This is a genomic window from Verrucomicrobiia bacterium, from assembly GCA_036405135.1.
In the GTDB taxonomy this organism is placed as follows: Bacteria; Verrucomicrobiota; Verrucomicrobiia; order Limisphaerales; family JAEYXS01; genus JAEYXS01.
Window position 1 is genome coordinate 1 of sequence record DASWYF010000003.1, and the last position, 20600, is coordinate 20600.

General features: G+C 57.3%; 15 protein-coding genes. 10 read left to right on the plus strand and 5 right to left on the minus strand.

The genetic code is table 11. From position 1 onward, the window contains the following. Nucleotides 1-222: 222 nt before the first annotated feature. Nucleotides 223-1173, plus strand: coding sequence for an FHA domain-containing protein (locus VGH19_01790; protein ID HEY1170075.1), 951 nt, complete (start codon nucleotides 223-225; stop codon nucleotides 1171-1173). A gap of 30 nt (nucleotides 1174-1203) precedes the next feature. Here the strand turns inward: VGH19_01790 and VGH19_01795 are convergent, their stop codons facing one another. After that, a complete protein-coding gene (locus VGH19_01795) occupies nucleotides 1204-1656 on the minus strand; it encodes a hypothetical protein (protein ID HEY1170076.1) in 453 nt (150 codons plus the stop codon). 180 nt (nucleotides 1657-1836) lie between these two features. Between VGH19_01795 and VGH19_01800 the strand changes: the two genes are divergently transcribed. From VGH19_01800 to VGH19_01810, 3 genes are all read left to right on the plus strand, one after another. Beyond that, nucleotides 1837-4134, plus strand: coding sequence for a cation-translocating P-type ATPase (locus tag VGH19_01800; GenBank protein HEY1170077.1), 2298 nt, complete (start codon nucleotides 1837-1839; stop codon nucleotides 4132-4134). A 66-nt stretch (nucleotides 4135-4200) separates the two neighbouring features. Continuing rightward, a complete protein-coding gene (locus VGH19_01805) occupies nucleotides 4201-7197 on the plus strand; it encodes a CehA/McbA family metallohydrolase (GenBank protein ID HEY1170078.1) in 2997 nt (998 codons plus the stop codon). Between the two features lie 163 nt (nucleotides 7198-7360). After that, complete coding sequence (locus VGH19_01810; protein HEY1170079.1) at nucleotides 7361-7924, plus strand: pseudouridine synthase; 564 nt, start codon at nucleotides 7361-7363, stop codon at nucleotides 7922-7924. 125 nt (nucleotides 7925-8049) lie between these two features. Here the strand turns inward: VGH19_01810 and VGH19_01815 are convergent, their stop codons facing one another. Continuing rightward, nucleotides 8050-8490 (minus strand): cyclic nucleotide-binding domain-containing protein, encoded by a 441-nt coding sequence (locus VGH19_01815; protein HEY1170080.1) that lies wholly within the window; start codon nucleotides 8488-8490, stop codon nucleotides 8050-8052. Nucleotides 8491-8559: 69 nt separating this feature from the next. Between VGH19_01815 and VGH19_01820 the strand changes: the two genes are divergently transcribed. From VGH19_01820 to VGH19_01845, 6 genes are all read left to right on the plus strand, one after another. Beyond that, the gene (locus VGH19_01820) at nucleotides 8560-9240 is read left to right on the plus strand and encodes a DUF2238 domain-containing protein (protein HEY1170081.1); all 681 of its coding nucleotides are present in this window, start codon (nucleotides 8560-8562) and stop codon (nucleotides 9238-9240) included. Nucleotides 9241-9258: 18 nt separating this feature from the next. Continuing rightward, nucleotides 9259-9474, plus strand: a complete 216-nt coding sequence (locus VGH19_01825; protein ID HEY1170082.1) for a hypothetical protein — start codon at nucleotides 9259-9261, stop codon at nucleotides 9472-9474. Then, nucleotides 9471-9668 carry a hypothetical protein gene (locus VGH19_01830; GenBank protein ID HEY1170083.1) on the plus strand — a complete coding sequence of 66 codons (198 nt, stop codon included), beginning with the start codon at nucleotides 9471-9473 and terminating at the stop codon, nucleotides 9666-9668. Before VGH19_01825 ends, VGH19_01830 begins: the two co-directional genes overlap by 4 nt. Before the next feature lie 132 nt (nucleotides 9669-9800). Further along, the gene (locus VGH19_01835; protein ID HEY1170084.1) at nucleotides 9801-10247 is read left to right on the plus strand and encodes a hypothetical protein; all 447 of its coding nucleotides are present in this window, start codon (nucleotides 9801-9803) and stop codon (nucleotides 10245-10247) included. 77 nt (nucleotides 10248-10324) lie between these two features. Continuing rightward, nucleotides 10325-12418 carry an O-antigen ligase family protein gene (locus tag VGH19_01840; protein HEY1170085.1) on the plus strand — a complete coding sequence of 698 codons (2094 nt, stop codon included), beginning with the start codon at nucleotides 10325-10327 and terminating at the stop codon, nucleotides 12416-12418. Nucleotides 12419-12652: 234 nt separating this feature from the next. Then, entirely contained in the window at nucleotides 12653-16006 is a 3354-nt protein-coding gene (locus tag VGH19_01845) for a HEAT repeat domain-containing protein (protein ID HEY1170086.1), read from the plus strand. Nucleotides 16007-16075: 69 nt separating this feature from the next. On the opposite strand, the gene VGH19_01850 is transcribed toward VGH19_01845, so the two are convergent. The 3 genes from VGH19_01850 to VGH19_01860 form a co-directional block, all read right to left on the minus strand. Next, the gene (locus tag VGH19_01850; protein HEY1170087.1) at nucleotides 16076-16495 is read right to left on the minus strand and encodes a YlbF family regulator; all 420 of its coding nucleotides are present in this window, start codon (nucleotides 16493-16495) and stop codon (nucleotides 16076-16078) included. 114 nt (nucleotides 16496-16609) lie between these two features. Next, nucleotides 16610-17968 (minus strand): DUF1501 domain-containing protein, encoded by a 1359-nt coding sequence (locus tag VGH19_01855; protein ID HEY1170088.1) that lies wholly within the window; start codon nucleotides 17966-17968, stop codon nucleotides 16610-16612. A 3-nt stretch (nucleotides 17969-17971) separates the two neighbouring features. Next, nucleotides 17972-20374 (minus strand): PSD1 and planctomycete cytochrome C domain-containing protein, encoded by a 2403-nt coding sequence (locus VGH19_01860; protein HEY1170089.1) that lies wholly within the window; start codon nucleotides 20372-20374, stop codon nucleotides 17972-17974. Nucleotides 20375-20600: the final 226 nt, after the last annotated feature.

A 20600-nucleotide genomic window follows, 5' to 3' on the forward strand; every position in this document is an offset into this window, starting at 1 on the left:
ATTGCAAATCTGCCGCAGGACTTCCAGTTTCGAACGGTGCTGGTTTGAGTGCTTTTTTGTTTTCACCTGCTCCGTGTGGCGCAGTCAAAATCCTCAGACCAGCATTTTCTGCTTCTACTCCTGTGGTTTGCTACTGATTCAGAATGGCAAGATGGAGTGTTGTCAGCAGGTGACTTCGTGTTTATCTTCGGGGTAATACCAAAGAGCAAACACAACCATCCCATGAGCACTGATGTCATCGAATTGAAGCCAGCCTTGTTGCGGGTGGAAGTCACTTATCGTGGCGAGACGCAGAAGTTTGAGTTTGAGGGCAAGGAAGTGGTGATCGGGCGGCCGAACCCTTATCTGCCGCCGACGTTGGATCTTTCGGATGATATTCTTGTCTCCCGCACGCATGCGCGCATCTGGGTGAATACGGACGGGTATTGGATCGAGGATCTGGTGAGCAAGCACGGGACGTTTGTGAATGGTGGACGGTTGACGCTGAAGCGGGAGTTGCATCCGGGTGACTTTGTTCAGATCGGGGAAACGACGTTGAAGATACTGGTGCCAGCGGCAGCCAAGACCAAACGGATTTCCATAGTGGAGCCTGCCAAAGCCCCCGAAGAAGATGAGGTGAGCGTGGATAGCGCGATGGATGTAGAGGAGTTGCAACTAGGCAAAGTGCTGGCGGATTCTTCCGGCAAGACAGACCCGCAATTGGAGCAATTGCTGGAACTGCCCGTGAAACTGGCGAGCCAGCCCCATGCGGGAGGGCTCTCGAAATATCTGGTGGCTCATCTGCCGAAGGTGATTCCTGGTGTCGAAAGGGCGGCGTTGTTATTGGTGCATAGCGGGACGGCGGAACTGGTCACCAGCGCCTGTTTTCCGGCGGATGATTCTCCGGTGAGCCGGACCTTGGCGATGAGGGCGGTGAAGGAAGGGCGTGGATTGATCTGGCGCAAGGTGATGGACGGGGTCGAGACGCCGACGATCCGGATGTCCGAGATGAAGGTGGGAATGTTTGCGCCGATGGTATGGGATCACAAGACGCTCGGTGTGATCAGTGTGGATAATCCGAAAAGGAACAACCGTTTCTCAGAGCGCGACCTGCGCGTGCTGATGCTGGTGGCGGCTTATGCGGCGATGGCGTTGGCGGTCGTCCGGGCTAAAGAGGTGAGTGCTGCAAGGTGAACGGTGCGAGAGCGAGGTATACGGCCATCGCTATTTGCCGCCGGTTGAGGATTTGGCTTCAGGTTCCGGAGCGGGACCGGTCTTCTTTTTTTTGTTTTTATCGCTCTTGAACCAGGAGAATGAAAAGAGCTTGATGCCTTGGGCCTGGCCGGTGCGAGGATCGAAGACAGTGTTATCTTTGGCCTCGCCGTATTCTTTGGGAGCGGCGGGGTTCACGAGTTGAAGGGGATTGTCCATTTTGGCGGCTTGGGGCAGGACGCCGCTGTAAACACCTTTTTCGGTCTTGATCTCGTTGGGCGGTGGCGGAACGGGTTTGTTCTGCTCGAGGGATTGCATCGTTCGTATCGAGACGCTTCCTTCATTGACGGCTGGTGTGGAGATGGTCGTTGCGTTGGTGGTGGCGGTGACTGACGTGGGTGAATTGGTCTGTGCGGAGACGGTCACCGCGAACAGTCCGAGGAGTGTGATCAGAAATGATTTCATAGGCGGACTCTGGGTGCAAAGCTCTGCCAGAAACCGGACGGTGTCAAAGTGGAAACGAAGCGGATGAACCGGCTGCCTGGGCGAGAACGAATCTCAATCTCGAAAAGCCCATTTTTCCTAAGATTTTGACAAGATTATCGTGGCGGTCAGCTGGTTCCCGTGGTTCATTGCGCTTACGAAATGTCCGCTACTGCCTCCAAAGCCGGGGAGCGTTCCGCCTGCCTGATAAAGGCGGTGGCGGAAACGATGAGGGCGGAGCCTTCGTTAGAAGCGGTGCAGGTCCGTAACGGTGAACCGGCCCTGTCTGTGGCGACGATCGGACGGCATGATTCGGCGGCATTGGACGCTACACTGTCATCGAGGTTAAAAGAGTTGCGGGCAACTCCAGGAGAGGCTGGATGCGCGCTTCTGCAGGGCAATACCAGTTGTGCGGGTTGTCCTTCGGAAAAGACGGAAGGTTCGCAGCCCGGTGTCTTGGTGAAACATGAAGGGCCGATGACGACGATCGCGCGGGTCACCTGTCCGACAGCACCTTCATTCTGGCGCTGGCATGAACTTCATTTCCCCAAGATCGTTCCACGTGCCGTTGAACTGCCGCAGGATGAGCATGCTGAGGACGAGTGGAAGCCACAGTTGGTGGCGGCGGGGATATGTGGTGTGGCCGGGCTGGCCGGATATTTTTTACCAGCGATCGCGTTACCATGTTTTGTGGTCTCCTATGTCGCGGGTGGATGGTATGCCTTACAAGAGGTGCTGGAGCATCTGCGTAAAGGGGTGCTGGATGTGCATTTCCTGATGTTGGCCGTGGCCGCAGGGAGCGCTGCGGTAGGGGAGTGGGAAGAGGGGGCTACATTGCTCTTCCTGTTTTCCCTCTCCGGTGCGTTGGAGCATTATGCATTGGGGAGAACCCAAAAGGAGATCCGGTCGCTTTTCAAGAATGCACCGAAAACAGCCACGATATTGCGCGAGAACGGCAAGGAAGAGATCATGGAGGTAGGAATGCTGCAACCGGGATGGCGGTTGTTAGTGAAACCGGGCGAGGCATTTCCGGTGGATGGTGAGATAATCAAAGGGACCACTGCGAGTGATGAATCCAATCTCACAGGTGAAGCCATTCCGGTGGAGAAGCGCGCAGGGGATGCTGTGCTGGCGGGCACGTTGAATCTTTGGGGCGCAGTGGAGATCACGGTGACGAAGGCGGCAAGCCAGAGCGCCTTGGAGCGCATCATCCATCTCATCCGGGAGGCGCAGCAGCAGCGGGCGCCTTCACAGAATTTTACGGACCGTTTCGGAACTCCTTATACGTATACGGTGCTGGGGGCGACGTTGGTGATGTTCTTTGTCTGGTGGCTCGGGTTTCAATTGCCGGCGTTCACTTCCACGGTGGATGTGAAGAGCGCGTTTTACCGGGCGATGAGTCTGCTGGTGGTGGCCTCTCCGTGTGCGTTGGTGCTTTCCATCCCTTCGGCCATTCTGGCGGCGATCGCCTGGGCGGCGAAACGCGGCATCCTCTTTCGCGGAGGTGTGGCGGTGGAACGGCTGGCTGAAGTGAAGGTGGTGGCACTGGACAAGACGGGCACGCTGACCACGGGCGATCTGAAGGTGGATCGGGTGGAGTCATTTCCAGCAGGGCACGAAGGGGAGGTGGCATCGCTGGCCTGGCAATTGGAGCGTCTTTCCACACATCCTTTGGCACGGGCCATCACGCATCATGGAAAGCAGAATGCCTTCAAACAGCATGAGGTATCGGGTTTTGAGTCTGTTACGGGACAGGGACTGAAAGGCAAAGTCGAGGGAAGGGAAGTGATCGTCGGCAAGCGCGAGTGGGTATTGTCGAAAACTGCCAAATCCGAGGCATTGCCGGAGCACGAAGCGGGAACATCTGAAGTCTGGGTGTCCGCAGGAACTTTGCTGGGCAGGTTGGTGTTGCGCGATGATGTGAGACCGCAATCGGCACAAGTCATCCAGCAGCTTCATTCGCTGGGATTGCAACCCGTGGTGCTGACGGGAGACAAACGTGCAGCGGCGGCAAATCTGGTGAAGTCATTAGGTGATCTGGAGGTGCGTGCGGAGTTGAATCCAGAACAGAAGGTGGAAGCGGTCACAAGTTTCAATCGTGAGGGACGATTGACGGCGATGGTAGGAGATGGCGTCAATGATGCGCCATGTCTGGCGGCAGCGCACGTAGGCATTGCGATGGGAGCCCGCGGGTCGGATGCAGCCTTGGAACAGGCGGACATCGTGCTGATGCATGACCGCCTGGAGAATGTGCTGGCTGCGTGCCGCCTGAGCAGGAGGGCGAAAGCGATCATCCGGCAGAATCTGGTGATTTCATTAGGAACGGTGGTTGTGCTGGTCGCGTTCGCCTTGGCCGGAGCAATCCCTTTGACACTGGCTGTGGTGGGACATGAAGGGAGCACGGTGATCGTGGTGCTGAACAGTCTGCGGTTATTACTCGGGACAAATGATGAGGGTTGAGCTGCTCTGCTTGAAGCGATTTCTTTACAGGTTTCTTCCTGAGTAAAGTGCGACTATGCTATCGCGATGAAACGTCACCGCCTTCCAATGCTGGTCCTTGCGGGCCTGTTGTCTGTGGGCGGAGTTTTATGGTGGCGTTCCGGTCCGGCTGACGGGCCAGTGCATAACGGGCGGAATGTCAGTGCGTGGTTGCAAATCATCGCTGATCCGAAGGCGGATGTGCTGCTGCGGGATGAGGCAGAGAAAGCGTTCATCGAGTTAGGAACCAATGCGCTGCCGGTGTTGACGAACCGTTTGTTCACGACGGAGACAAGATACTCACGCTGGCGGCAGGAGAGCGGGACGAATTGGGTGGAAACCATCCGCAAGCGACTGCCGGAAGAATTGCCTGCGGCTTTGTGGCGACGCGCGGCAGCGAAGCAGATCACGTTGTTGGGAAGTGATGCTGAGCAGGTGGCGCCTTTGCTGGCACATGCTTTGCCCGATCCGGATCGGGCGGTGCGCGGGTATAGTTATAATCTGCTGAACCGGTTGCGGGCCTCGCCGGAGATCATTGTGCCAGGATTGATCGAGTGCTTGCGGAGTCCTGATCCGGGGATACGGGTGTTTGGGGCTGGTGAGTTGGGGTTCATCGGGCCGGAGGCGAAGGCGGGTGTGCCTGCATTGATACAAGCGCTGGGGGATGAGGACGATTCGGTGGTGTTGAATGCGATCGTGGCGTTGGGACGAATCGGGACAGCGGCGAAGGGGGCGGTTCCGCAGTTGAGGGAACTGCTGAAGAGTACGAAGCCGGAGATGCAATTGAACAGTGCGAGCACGTTGACGCGTTTGGATCTGAACGAGGCGGAGCGGGTGGTGCCGGTGTTGGCGGGATTGTTGAAGCATCAGGACAGTTCGATCGTGGAGACGGCGGTGAGGCAGCTCAGTGATCTGGGGACGCATGCGGCTCAGGCGAGTGCGCAGGTGGAAATGTTACTGGAGCATTCGGAGGGGCCGATCCAGCAACTGGCTGAGGAGGCGTTGGGGAGGATGACACGGGAGTTGCAGAATCCACCGGCGGATCTATTGGTGGGGACTTCGGAGACATACTTTCTGGCAGTGGAGGGGGCATTGGAATGGGATGATTTTTCGAGTCGCAAGTCAGTGGGGAGGATGTTGACGTTGCCGTTTCAGGCGGAGGCGTCAACGAATGGGTATACGCTTTTTCTGAGGCAGCGCGGGGTGAAGGGGAATTGGCGAGTGTTGGTGAATAATCAAGCGGTGGGGAATTTGGTGGCGCAGGAAACGGAGTTGAACGCGTATTTCGAAGTGCCAGCCAGAGTAATCACGAATGGGATGAATCATCTTCTCATCGAGCCGCCAAAGATGGTGGATGATATCGAGGTAGCGGATATCCGGTTGGTGCGTGGGCCAGCGGTGCCTTTGTTCAAAGAGTGTGCGTTGACCATCACGGCGGTGGAAGGGCCGGGGGGCACGCCTTTGCCATGTCGCATCACGATAGCGGATGGGAATGGGGCGTTGGCGGCATTGTTGCCGATGAGCGGTAGCGGGACGAATACGAATTCATTGGCGATGAGTGTGAGACCGGGGGTGATCTATACGCGGGATGGTAAGGCGAGTGTGAATCTGTTGCCGGGGGATTACATGGTGTATGCATCGCGAGGGATGGAGTATAGCGTGGCGACGCAGCAGGTGACGGTGGCGAAGGGGCAAACGCAGTCGGTGAATTTGAGCATCCGCAAAGAGGTGAACACGAAGGGTTGGGTGGCGGCGGACACGCATATCCATACACGCACGCACAGCGGGCATGGGGATGCGACGATCGATGAGCGGATGCTGACGATCGCGGGGGAAGGGATCGAACTGGCGATCGCGACGGATCACAATCATCATGCGGATTATTCGGAGGCGGCGGTGCGCACGAAGTTGAAGGAGCATTTCACGTCGGTGGTCGGTAATGAGGTGACGACGAAGGTGGGGCATTTCAATGCGTTTCCGATCGCGAGTGGCAGCACGGTGGCGGATTTTAAGAGTGAGGATTGGGGGCACTTGATACGAGGGATGCGGGCGACACCGGGTGTGCAGGTGGTGACGTTGAATCATCCGCGGGATTTGCACAGCGGGTTCATTCCGTTGGGGGTGACGAATTTCAATCCGGTCACTGGGCAGCATGTGCGGCTGACGAATGAGGTGTTTGATGCGATGGAGGTGATCACGTCGGGGGCGATGCAATCGGATGTGTATCTGCTATATCGGGATTGGTTCGCGTTGCTGAATCGGGGGCATCGTGTGATGTCAGTCGGTTCCAGTGATACGCATGATGTGAGCCGGTTTATTCTCGGTCAGGGGCGGACGTATCTGGCGGCGGGGGATGAGCATCCGGAGAGGATAGATGTGAGTGAGGCGTGCAAGAGTTTGAAGGCGGGGAAGGCTTCGGTGAGTTTGGGATTGTTCGCGGACATGGATGTGGCGCAGAAGTTTCATCTGGGCGATCTGGCGACGAATCTGACGGATGAGTTCATCGTGACGGTGCATGCGGATTCGCCTTCGTGGACGTGGGTGCAGAAGGTGGAGTTGTATGCGAACGGGGTGAAGATACGGGAGACGGATTATGTGCAGCCACGGGTGAGATTGCGGCGCAGTTCGGGTTTTGTGCTGAACCGCCCATTTCATGATGTGTATCTGGTGGGGATCGCGACGGGGCCGGGTGTTACGGCGCCGTTCGCTGAGACGCCGAGGCCGTATCAGCCGACTTCAAAGACGTTCACGCCGAAGGTGCTGGCTTCGACGAATCCGATCTGGATCGATGGGGATGGAGATGGGAAGTATACATCGCCGCGCGGGTATGCGGAGCAGTTGGTGAAGGATTATGGGATGAATATGGAAAGGCTGCTGCCTGCGTTGGCACCGTATGATGAAGCGATTGTGGTGCAGACGTTGGATATTTGCCGGGAGCGCGGGGTGAAGTTTGAGGGAACGGAATTTCAGAAGGTGGTGGAGGGGGCTTCGACGGTGGTGAAGAAAGCTTTACGCTTGATGAAGGAAGGTGGGAATGGGAAGTGATGTTACGCCTTTGTGCTACGACTCACCCCTCACCCCGGCCCTCTCCCCGTTGAGGGGAGAGGGAGAATATATGACACGTCTCTTGCTTGTTCTCACCCTGAAGTTCATGACAGGCTCTAGGTTAGTTGCTGCGGGTCGGAGACCCGCGCTCCAATGAAACATTGTGCTGATCGCTTTTAATAAACCTTACGGGGTGCTTTCGCAGTTCACGCCGGATGGATCGCCGAATCGCCCGCTGGCGGAGTTCGGCTTTCCGAAGAATGTGTATCCCATCGGGCGGCTGGATGCGGATAGTGAGGGGCTGTTGCTGTTGAGCGATGAGGCGGGGTTGAATACGCGGCTCTTGCATCCGCGCAATGCGCATGAACGGGAGTATTGGGCGCAGGTGGAACGGATTCCGACGGCGGAGGCGTTGCAGCAGTTGTGCAAAGGCGTGGTGATCCAAGGGCACAAGTCATTGCCGGGAAAGGTGTGGATGCTGGAGCCGCAGCCTCAGGTGCCGCCGCGTGATCCGCCGATACGGGTGCGGAAATCGGTGGCGGATTGCTGGATCGGGCTGGAACTGGTGGAGGGGAAGAATCGGCAGGTGCGGCGCATGACGGCGGCAGTGGGGCATCCGACGTTGCGGTTGATGCGGGTGCGGATCGGACAGTTTGTGCTGGGAGATTTGGCGGCGGGGAAGTGGAAGGAGCTTTCGGTGGAGGAGAGGAAGTTGGTATTGGGGTAGGTTTTTTTTGCCACGGATTTGCACGGATGGAACACGGATGGAGAGACTGTGATCCATACGTTTAAATCATATTGATGCTGCCTTCATACTTGAACATTGCTGCGACTCGGAGAGTCGCGCTCCAATTAGTTGCGGGCGGCGAAGAGTTCGTCGAGGTGGCGGATGCGGCGGGAGAGGTCGCGGGCGAGGTTCAGGATGAGGATGCCGTATTCTGAGGGGAGAGCTTTGTAGAGGCTCAGGAAATCCATGGAGGAGAGGGCGATGACTTTCGCATCGGTCACGGTTTGCACGGAGGCGGAGCGGGGGAGTGTTTCCAGGATGCACATCTCGCCGAAGAAATCGTGGGCGATGAGGTGAGCAAGTTCCACTTCATGAGCGGTGCCAGCGTGTTTCACCACGCGTACCTCGCCTTCGCCGACGAGGTAGAAGCGGTTGCCGCTTTCGCCTTCACGCACGATGAAGTCACCCGCCTTCACCTCGATCTCGCGGGCGTGTTTGACCAAGAGTTCGATGGCTTCTTCGCTCAAGCCCGCAAAGATGGGAACACCCTGAAGCTGTGCGTGCATGCAGGTAGTGTAGCCCAAAAGGGGGATTTTACGAGACGAATCGCCGTGGCAGAGTGATGGGAGATCGCCATGGAAAAAACACCTGAATCAGCCAGTGCGCCTCTGGTAAACAAAGTAGAAGGTCTGCCGGTGATCGCGCCAGGGTGGGCTTATGAATATAAGCTATTGCTGGTTTTGGGCATGGCCATGGTGGTGAGTTGTATCGGGGCGCCTTATCCACGGGAGATGTATCTGCAACATTCGCCCACTTTGTTTCTGTTGTTTTTTCTGCCGTGGATCAATCGGCGGTATCCGTTGAGCCGGGCGGGCTTCACTTGTCTTATAGTGTTCATGTTGTTTCACACGTTGGGGGCGCGTTACATCTATTCTTATGTGCCCTACGAGCAGTGGTGTGAGGGGTTGTTCGGGTTTCGGATGAAGGAGACCTTCGGGTGGCGGCGGAATCATTATGACCGGTTCGTGCATTTTCTTTTCGGGTTGTTGTGGACGTTGCCGGTGTGGGAGGTGTTGACGCGGTATCTTCAGATGAGGCCGAAGTTCGCGCTGTATCTCGCAGTGGAGTTCGTGATGGCGGCGAGCATGTTGTATGAGGTGTTCGAGTGGGGGCTGACGATGGTGCTCTCGCCCAAAGATGCCAATTCATACAATGGCCAGCAGGGAGACATGTGGGACGCGCAGAAGGATATGACGCTGGCGATGGTGGGCGCGATGATGACGGCGGGGTGGTTGTGGTTGAAAAGGCGAAGTTAACTGATACTATTAATTTGTATGAGTTTTACACAGGTGCTCGAGGAGTTGCCTGCACTGACGGTGGAACAACGTCAGATGGTAATCCGTCGTGCCTTGGAGTTGGACGAGCCGGTGTTGTCACAGGCTGACGAAGCTTTGGTGGAGGCAAGGTTGGAGGCACATCGGCGCGATCCCAAGTCCTCGTTGTCATTGGAAGAGGCCAAGGCTCGTTTACGTAAGCCCTCACAGTCATGAACTGGCAGGTGGCGGTGAGACCGGAGGCGGTGGCTGATGTGGAGGCTGCGGCGGAGTGGTATGAAGAGCATGAGGAGGGATTGGGTAAGCGGTTCAAAGATGAGATCATTACAGTCTTTGACGCGCTTGCGGAAAAATCCGTTGATCTATTGCCGACGTCATCCGAAGAAGAATGTCCGGTGGAGGTATCCTGAGAGTTTTCCGTATCGGGTGATTTATGAGGTGTTAGAGGCGGAGAGAACTGTGGTGGTGGCTGCGGTGTTGCATGCGGCGCAACATGATGCGCGGTGGAAGAAGAGGTTTTGACATGATGGTGGAATCAGCACATGGGTGACAGGAAGCGAAATTATTCACAGGCTGAGCAGGATGAATTGAAGGCGCGCTTTCAGCCGGTAGCTGCGCGTTACAGATTATTGGGTTGGCTGGCGTTTGCGGCGGCAGCTCCGATATGTTTATGGCTCATCGCGGTGACGGTGTTTTCGGTGCGAGGTGGGGCATGGCTTTTGGTGGCGTGCGGAGTCAGTCTCATTGGTTTTACGGTGATCGCTTTGTTCACGCCCAAGTTGATTTGTCCCGGATGCGAGAAACAAACGGATCGAGGGCAGGGGAACTTTTGTCCCGAGTGCGGAGCGGAAACTTTAGGGCCGGGTGACTGGCTCAGGCATCCACATTGCCGGACGTGCGATAAGACGATGCGACGGGGGAAGAACCGACATTACACGATCCGGTATTGCACGCATTGTGGATTGTTGCTGGATGAAAAAGGGGTGTGAAGAGGTGGCCTGCGAATGCGAGGTGGTTACGGTTTGGGGATTGGACCTGCGGTGGCTTAGCCGTTAACCTCTCGTCGATGTCCAACCGGGAAAGTAAAGAGTCTGCACCAGCCGCCGCCTCAGCGGTGGTGGCATGGGTGTTTGCTGGGTTGGTAGTGTTGCTGTTGCTCGCACCGTTGGTTTTCTGGCGGGAGTTGTATGACAGTTTGAGTGTGCCGAAGCGGGCGTTGATCCAGGTGGTGGCGTTGGGGCTTTGTGCGTTGGTGTTTTTTCAAGGAAGGGTGAGGAGGTTGCCGCAGCCGATCGGTTTTTTCGTTTGTGCCTTTCTTTTGTGGGCGTTGGTGTCGTTGACGTGGGCGGTGAATCCTTGGCTGGGGTGGTGGACGTGGTGGCAGTGGGTGGCGTGTGCGTTGATCGCTTGGGTGGTGTGGCAGGTGGAGCTGACGCCAGTGCGGTTGCGTGCGTTGCTGTGGGCGATGGCGGGAAGCGGGGCGGTGGTGGCAGTGATCGGGCTGGCGCAGGTGTGGTTTCAGTGGAGTTGGGTGCCGCAGGCGATCGCGCCGGGGAGCACGCTGGCGAATCGGAACATGGCGGCGCAGGTGATGGTGCTGGTGATTCCGGTGGCGACGGTGTTGCTCTATATGGCGCGGTGTCGGAGGGAGTTTGGGTTGGCGCTGGGTGCGCTGACTTTGTGTGTCACGTTTCTCGGTCATACGTTCACTAAGGGGTGTTGGATAGCGTGTGTGGTGAGTGGGGCGGTGGCGTTGATGTTGGGATGGAAAGTGGGGTGGCGGCCGAGTTTTGGTTCTGCGCGATTCAAAGGATTGGTGTTCGCAGCGGTGGTGGCGGCGGTGTTGATCAATGTGACGGCGCAAGGGCCGCGGTGGCGGTGGCCGGAGATCGGGGCGTATCTGACAGGGCTGGCGGAGGAGCCGGAGGAGAAGGTGTCGGAGGCGGATCGTTTGCAGGCGAAGTCATCGAAGAGTGTGGCGGTGCGGACGGTGTATTGGCGGAATACGCTGGAGATGTTGCGGGAACATCCGGTGCAAGGCGTGGGGTTGAACAACTGGCGGGTGGTGTATCCGGCGGCGACGTTGAAGGGCGTAACAGATGTGACGATGGCGAGCAGTTCGCCGGAGCGGACGCATAATGATCTGCTGCAGGTGTGGGCGGAGCTGGGGACGGTGGGATTGCTGCTGGGGTTGGCGGTGGTGGGTTTGTTTTTACGTGAGGTGTGGCGAGGGTTGCATCATGTCAGAGAGAGGGAGGAGAGGATTGTTTTGATCGGGGCGGTGGCGGCGTTGGGGGCGATTGCGGTGGATTCGTTGTTCAGTTTTCCGCTGGATCGGGAGGTGCCGCCGTTGTTTGGAGCGGTGTTGTTGGGATTGATTCTACAGATAATAAAGGGAAATGGGGGCACCCCTCATCCACAATCCTTCTCCCCTCCGAGGGGAGAAGGAAGAATAACGGAAGCCTCCTCTCCCTTGCCCTCTCCTCCGACGCCGGAGGAGAGGGGATTCGCGACGGGCGGTTTGATTGATTCTAAATATTCGCGAGCGTTGGCTGTGGCTGTCTTTATTGGGGCGGTGTTTATGGGATTGTGGCATGTGCGGCAGTGGGGGGCGGATGGGTTTTTCAAGCAGCAGTTGGCGGCGATGCGGCGTGCGGATTGGACGGAGGTGGTGCGGTTGGGGAATCGCATCAAGGAGCTGGACCCGACGCGGGTGGATGCGTGGCGGTTCACGGGGCGGGCGCAGTATCAGCTCGGGCAGTTCGATGAGGCGTGGATGGATCTGAAGCTGGTGCAGCGGTATCTGCCGGATGATTCGCAGGTGCTTTATTATCTGGCGCAGTGTGCGCAGAAGCGTGGGCAGTTCACGCAGGCGGAGGAGTTGTTGCGACGGGTCGCAGCGATTTTACCGAAGGAGGCGTTGTATCCGCATCACTTGGGATTGTTGTATCTGGCGCAGCAGGATGCAGTGGGGGCGCTCAGGGAATTACAACGGGCGCAGGAGTTGAATCCACAGGATGCGGCGGTGTATTTCAATCTGGGGTTGACATACGAACTGGCGGGGAAGAAGGCGGAGGCGGTGGTGAGTTTTCGGAAGGCGGGGGAGTTGCGGCCGAATTGGGAAGAGGCGATGGGGAAAGCACGGAGTTTGAAGGAATAGAAAAAGCATCGAACCAGGTTGCGCCGTCTGCCACTAACCCGGAATAGAGGAAGGTAACGAGTGGCTATGGTGATTTATCTGGCGAGCTGGATTAGGAAACCCGCGGTGAAGACCTTGGCATGGGCATCGCGGTAGCGATGCCTCACCTTATTGGAGGGCATTTCGTCCCTTGATTTCGGTTTTTCAGTCCTTAGATTACCCGTCTCTATGCACAAGTCCTTGAAGTTTGTTTTTTTGTCAGCTGGTTTGCTGGCGGCGGCCTGGCTGCCTCATTCCACGCAGGCGGCGGAGATATCTGCGGCTCCGAAGAAGGAGAATCGTCAGCCGTTTCCCGTTGTCGCTCCGGCGTCGGATGAGGGGCTGAACAATATCAAGAAGTTCACGTACCCGAAGGAGTTCAAGATCGACATGGTGGCGGCGGAACCGATGCTGGCGAATCCGGTGGCGTTCACGATCGATGAACAGAATAATTTCTATATCTCGGAGACGTATCGCTATCGCAGTTCGGTTCTCGATATCCGGCATTACATGTTCATGCTGGAGGATGATCTGGCGGCGCGAACGGTGGAGGATCGCATCTCATTTACACGGAAGCATTTCGGACCGGCGGCGGAGGATCTGGCGATCGAATCGGAAGTGGTGCGTTACATCCAGCGCGGACCGGATGGGATGGCGACCAAGTCCACGATCTATGCGGATCGTTTCAACACGATGCTGGATGGCATCGCGTCTGGCGTGCTGGCGCGGAAGGGCAAGGTGTATTTCACGAACATCCCGAATCTCTGGGAGCTGCAAGACACGAATGGCGATGGCGTGGCGGACAAACGCAACTCGATGAGCTACGGCTGGGGCGTGCGCTACAGTTACACGGGACATGATTTTCATGGGTTGGCGATCGGGCCGGATGGGAAGTTGTATTTCAGTATCGGTGATCGCGGTGCGAATCTGAAGACGAAGGAAGGCAAGACGCTCGCCTATCCTGATGAGGGCGGTGTGTATCGCTGCAACCTGGATGGTTCTGATCTGGAGATCGTGCATCGTGGGTTGCGGAATCCGCAGGAGCTGGCGTTCGATGATTACGGCAATCTGTTCACGGGCGATAATGATTCTGACAACGGCGATCGTGAGCGCTGGGTGTATGTGGTAGAGGGCGGCGAGAGCGGTTGGCGCGTGGGGTATCAGCATGCGCCGCTGGGTCGCGCGGGTGCGTGGAACAGCGAGAAGCTGTGGCATCCGGCACCGGATAACACGGCGGCGTATGTATTACCGCCGATCGCGTGGTTGGAGAACGGGCCGTCCGGCCTGGCTTACAATCCGGGCACGGGTTTGCCGGATGAGTACAAGGGCAGTTTCTTCCTGTGCCATTTCAAGGGGCAGGCGTCTGTCTCGGGCATGCATCGTCATACGGTGAAGCAAAAGGGCGCGAGCTTTGAGCTGGTGGATCACGGCAAGTTCATCTGGAACACGTTGGTGACGGATGTGGAGTTCGGTTACGATGGCTCGATCTATTTCTCGGACTGGCATCATGACTGGCCGAAGTCCGCACGCGGTCGCATCTATCGCATGACGCATCCGGAAGCTATCAAAGATCTGGCCGTGGCGCAGGTGAAGCAGCTTTTTGCGGAGGGATTCGATCAGCGTTCCGCGAAGGAACTCGCGAGCTTGCTCCCACACAAGGACAAGCGCGTGCGGCAGGAAGCTCAGTTCGCGTTGGTGGCGAAGGGGCAGAGCTCCATCCCGCTGCTGACGGAAGCGGCGCAAAAGTCCACGAATCAACTGGCGCGTTTGCACGGCATCTGGGGTTTGGGACAATTCACGAAGCAATCGCCCAAGGCACTGGAAGCGTTGCGTGGCTTGTTGGCTGACAAGGATGGGGAAGTGCGCGCGCAAGCGGCCAAGGTGATCGGTGATGCGAAGGATGCGAAGTCGCTGAACGATCTCGTGAAGTTGCTGAAGGATCCGAGCGATCGCGTGAAGTATTTCGCGGCGATGGGCGTGGGTAAGATCGGTCAGAAGAGCACCACGGGAGCGGTCATCGAGATGATCCGCGTGAATGCGGACAAAGACTTGTATCTGCGTCATGCGGGTGTGATGGCGCTGACGTGGATCAATGACCTGAAGGCGCTGGAAACGGCGACGAAGGATGAATCGAAGTCGGTGCGCTTGGCGACGTTGCTGGCGATGCGTCGGTTGGAGCTGCCGTCGGTGGCGAGCTTCTTGAATGACAGCGATGCACTCATCGCACTGGAAGCGGCACGGGCGATCAATGATGCGCCGATCAGTACGGCGATGCCGAAGCTGGCGTCGCTGGTGGTGAAGCCGATCGCGTCTGAGCCGGTGGCTCTGCGCGCGGTGAACGCGAATTTCCGCCTGGGTGCGGATGCGAATGCCATCGTGCTGGCGCAAGCTGCGGCGAACAAGGATGCGTCCGTCATCACGCGTACGGAATCGCTGGGTGCGCTGGGCCGTTGGGCGAAGCCGCCACAGCGGGATCGTATCGTGGGTATTTATCGTCCGTTGCCGGAGCGCAGTGACAAGACGGCGACGGCGGCGTTGCAACCGGTGTTGAACGACATCCTCAAGACGGCGCCGAACGAAGTGCGCATCGCGGCGATCGAAGCGGCCGCGGACTTGAAGATCAAGAGCGCGAGCGTGGTGATCGCGGAGTTGGTGAAGGACGCAAAGCTCGATGCGAAGGTGCGCGTGGAGGCACTGAAGGCGTTGGAAACGCTCGGCTATGAGAAGCTGGCTGAAGCGGTGCAAATCGCGGTCGCGGACAAGGCGGAGATTTTGCGTAAAGAGGGCAATCGTATCCAAGCGAAGATTGGGCCGAAGGATGCGACGATCCAGCTCGCGAGCATCTTGGAGAAAGGTTCCAACGGCGAGAAGCAGGGCGCATTGGCAACACTCGCTGGCATCAAGGGCGAGAAGGCGGACCAGTTGATCGGTCAGTGGCTGGATAAATTGATCGCGGGCAAGGTGCCGAATGAGATTCGTTGGGACATCGTGGCGGCGGCGGAATCGCGCAGCGGCAGTGTCGAGGCTGGCAAGAAAGATGGAAGCCCGGCGAGCGCGAAAGCGGTGAGCGACAAGCTGGCGAAGTACATCGCGACGTTAAACTCGGGGACGTTGACGGCGAAGTATCGCGACCTGCAATGGGGCGGCAATGCGGAGAACGGAAAAAAGATCTTCTACGAGAAGATCGAGGCGTCGTGCTTGCGCTGCCATCAAATCAAGAAAGAGGGTGGCGATGTGGGGCCTTCGATGGATGGCGTGGCTACGCGCGTGAACCGCGAGTATCTGTTGGAGTCTATCGTGGACCCGAACGCGCGCATCGCGCAGGGCTTCGAGACGGTGCTCATCACGAAGAAGGATGACACGACGGTAGGTGGCATCTTGAAGAGCGAAGCAGGGGATGAATTGAGCATCCTCTTCCAAGATGAGGACGGTTTCAAAACCGTGAAGGTGAAGAAGGCGGATGTGAAGAACCGCGAGAAGGGCCTGTCTGGCATGCCGCCGGGATTGGCGGACGTGCTGCCGAAGCAGGACATCCGCGACGTCATCGAGTACTTGATGACGTTGAAGTAATGGATTCTTAAAACAATAAACCCGCTGAAGTCACCTTCAGCGGGTTTTGTTTTTAAAAGAGAACTGATCTTAGTGGCAGCCGCAGCCGCCACCGCTGTTGCAGCAACCGCCGTCATCCATGTCTTCGGGGGCCGGGAGGCGGCCGAGTTCGAAGGTCTTGGCGACGTGCTTCATCACGTAGTCCTGGATGCTGCTGACTTCGCGCTGGGCGTCGAGGAAGTTCTTGGCGACGGGGTTGTTCAAGAGGGCATCGCGATGCTCGTTGAATTCGGCGATCTCCTGCTCGCTGAGGTCCATGCCCATCTGCTGCTTCTGCTGGAGCATCTGGCCTTTGAGGCTCAGGGCGTCGTATTGGCCGCGGGCGGCGTCGTTGTCGAGGAAGGCGCTGATATGGCTGCGTTGGCGCTGAAATTCAGGGTCGGCGAGGATGGCTTCGCAGAGTTCAGTGGTCTTGGCGGCGATCGACGCGGTGGTTTCGGTGGCAGTCATGCTGTTGCTTTTCGTTAAATGTTCCGCAGACACCGGCGAACCTCGCTACGTGCTGCAATGCCTAGCTAACCACATCTCGCCGCATTAAGCAACTGCGGGAAATGGGGCTTAAAGCTACGCTAAAATGCCCTTCACCACATTACCATGCACATCGGTGAGGCGGTAATCGCGCCCGCCGTGATGATACGTCAGCTTCTCGTGATTGAAGCCGAGGCAATGCATGATGGTCGCGTGGAAGTCATGCACATGCACGGGATTCTCCACTGGCTTACGGCTGATCTCGTCGCTGGCACCGTAAACGATACCGGGTTTGATACCGCCACCGGCCAGCCATGAGGAATAGACGCTAGCCTGATGACTGCGACCATCTGGGCTGTCGGGAGTAGGCGTGCGACCAAATTCAGATGTCCAGACAACGAGCGTGTCTTCCAGCAAGCCGCGTGATTTGAGGTCTTTCAAAAGCCCGGCGATAGGACGGTCTACGTTACGGGCGAGGGGTTCATGGCCTTTCAGATTGCCGTGAGCATCCCAGTTGCCGGAAGAACCGACATCGATCAATTCCACGAAACGCACGCCGCGCTCGATCATCCGGCGGGCCACAAGGCATTGCCAAGCGAAGCCCTTCGTGCTGCCGCGCTCCAAGCCGTACAGCTTCAACGTGGCGTCCGTTTCCTTCGACATGTCCAGCACATCGGGCATGGCGGATTGCATACCGAACGCGGTTTCAAATGATTTGATACGCGCAGCCAGCATCGGATCCGTGGCGCGAGTACCCTGATGCTTCTGGTTGATCTTCTCCAGCAGGCTCAGTTCCAGTTCCTGCACGCGCGCGGAAGGAGCACGACGATTCAAATCAGGGATCGGTTCGGCACCAGCCAAGACACGCGTGCCAGCATGAGCGCCGGGAAGGAAATCCGAACTCCACACCTGACTGCCGGCGTAAGGCAGCTTCGGCGCGAGTACTACGAACGAGGGGAGATTCTGGTTCAGCGTCCCCATGCCATAGCTCACCCATGAACCCATGCTGGGACGGGCGAAACTCACAGAGCCAGTATGGATGCCGAGTGTGGCTTGCGCGTGATCGTTATGATCGCCATAGAGCGAGCGGATGAGGCAGATGTCATCCATGTTCTCTCGCACGTAAGGGAAAAGGTCGCTGACTTCCGTGCCACACTTGCCGCCGCGTTTGAAATCCCACAAGGTCGGCAGATACTTTTTACCGTCAGGACTCAGTTCTTTGATCTTCGGCTTGGGATCGAATGTATCGATCTGCGAGACACCGCCGGTCATGAACAGAAAGATGACGCGCTTGGCTTTGCCGGGGAAATGTGTGGTCTTAGGTGAGAGCGGGTTAGTCGTATCATCGCCTGATTGAGCCAGGAGGGATTGCACGATGCCCGGCATAAGCGCGGAACCGCAGATGAGCGAGCGGAGAGCCGCCCGGCGCGAGATGAATGGCTGCGTGGTTAACATGGCTTAATCGACAAAAATGAATTCGTTGCTGCTGAACAGGACGCGCACGTAGCTGGCCCAGGCCGCATCCAACATTTTTTCCACCGGCGTGCCGGATTCCTTTAAAGCCAGCGAAATGGCGCCGAGATACTCTTCACCCGTTTTGATTTCGTCCTTCGTGGCCGGACGTCCGTAAGCGAAGACAAACGCGTTCTGGATGCGGTCGGCATCTTTTTTCGCTGAATTCCAGACACGTTGCGCGAATTTGTCCGCCTGTTCATGGATGAGCGGATCGTTCATCTGGAAGAGTGCCTGGATGGGCGTAATACTGAGTGGTCGCGCACCGGTGGAGGAGTTCGGATCGGCGCCATCCCACGTCTCGAAGAAGGGATGTTTGCGGATGCGTTGCTGCATCATGTAAACGCTGCGCTTCGTGGTGGGATAGGTATCTACGAAAGGTGTGTGCTGGGTGTAGCTCCACTTGTTACGCGGCGGGAAAGGATGTTCTCCACCGGGCGTGAGATCCAGTGAATCGCCGAGCACGAGCAAGGTGTCGCGAATCTCTTCAGCGGAAAGACGGCGGCGATCGAAGCGCCAGAGGTAATCATTGGCAATGTCTTTCGCGGCATCTGCGGCATCGTCTTCACTGCCCATCTGATACGTGCTGGAGAGCATGATGAGGCGGTGCATGGCTTTGAGACTCCAGCCGCTTTCGATGAAACGGGTGGTGAGATAATCCAGTAATTCTGGATGCGTGGGAGCTTTGCCGCGTTTGCCAAAGTCATTGGGTGTCTGCGCCAGGCCTTTGCCGAAATGCCAGTGCCAGATGCGATTCGCCATCACGCGATGGGTGAGGGGATTGGCCGGATCAATGATCCATTCGGCGAGTTCTTTGCGGCCGCTGCCTTTTTCTTCCTTGGGCAACTTCTGCCCGCCGAGTACTTGCAAGAAACCGCGCGGCACCACTGCACCCAAGCGATGTGGCTCGCCCTTGATCATCAGCTTGGTATCGGCAGATTGGCCCTCTTGCACGCCGTAGGCGAGTTCCACCTTAGGTGGATTGGCTTTCAGATTATCCCGTTCTTTACGAATCTCGTTCATCTTGGTCCGGATGGCGGGCACGTCGTTCTTTTGTGCGTTCGCTCCACGCACCATGGCATCCAAGCGGGTCAGTTCCACGTCCAACTCAGTGAGCTTGTTTTCGTAAGTCTTCCATTCGGCTTTTTGAGCGTCCGTACCGAGCGGGATGTAATCGCGTGGATTGGGTATGACCTCCACTCCGGGGAAGGTGTAGGTGCTGCTCTTCAAGATGCCGTAGAGCGCGTAATAATCTTCTGCGGTGACGGCATCATACTTGTGATCGTGGCAACGGGCGCAACTGAGCGTGAGTCCCATCAAGCCCTTGCCGAGATTGTCGATGCTGTCATCGAGCGTCAGGTAGAACTCATTTGTCTGCGAAGCGAAACGGCGCGACATGCCGAGATAACCGGTGGCGATGATATTACGCTCATGTTCCTGAGCTGATTTGGCGGGCAGCAGATCGCCCGCGATCTGTTCGCGCAGGAATTGTTGATACGGCTTGTCTGCGTTGACGGCGTCGATGACCCAGTTGCGATACTTGTAGGCAGGCGGCACCGGGAAATCGGAATTGCACCCGGCAGTGTCAGCATAGCGGACTACATCCAGCCAATGACGGCCCCAGCGTTCGCCGTAAGCTGGAGAAGCGAGCAGGCGTTCGATGACGCGCTCGAAAGCTTTTGAGGATTTATCATTCAGGAAGGCGTCCACTTCTTCCGGCGTAGGAGGCAAACCGGTAAGGTCGAACGTGGCGCGGCGAATGAGTGTGCGTTTATCTGCGGACTTCGCTGGGGTGAGACCTTTTTCTTCGAGCTTTGCCAGGATGAAATTATCGATCGGTGACTGCACCCAGCGCGAGTTCTTCACCTTGGGCGGCGCGGGATTTTTGACGGGTTGATAGGACCAGAACTCGCGTTCTTCCGTGAAATTGAACGGACCGATATGAGCAGCACCGGCGGTGGCAACGCGGGGATCGGGCGCACCGAGCTTCACCCATTGTTCGAATGCCTTGATCGTAGCATCGGACATCGGCCCCTTCTTCGGCGGCATCTGCGTGGATTCATCATGATAACGGATGGCTTTGATGAGCGGGCTGGCATCCGGTTTGCCGGGCAGGATGGCGGGGCCGTTGTCACCGCCTTTAACCCAGCCGTCTTTGGAATCCAGCAACAGACCGCCCTTGGCTTTGCCGCCTTGGACACTGTGGCATTCGTAGCAATTATCCACCAAGGCCGGGCGGATGCTCTTTTCGAACAGCTCCAAACCATCGATAGGCGCGGCCGCTTGAGCAGAAACTGTCAATACAGCCCAAGTGCCGAGCATCACTGCATATTTATTTACGAATCGCATGTTACGTCTCTAAAACCTGACGGCCCGCAAATGGTTGAGATTCAACTTTTTTACGGTGTAACAGGGCGATGATTTTAAGAGAGAGACTGGGCCGGAACGAAATGATTTGTGCGGCTGGCCAGATTTTTTCTGAATAGCGGCCAAAGCATCGCAGTCAGCAAACTCAGCATCCTTGACATGGAGCGGCAAAAAGCGCGAATGATTGAACAAATCCCGCAGGGCGCAG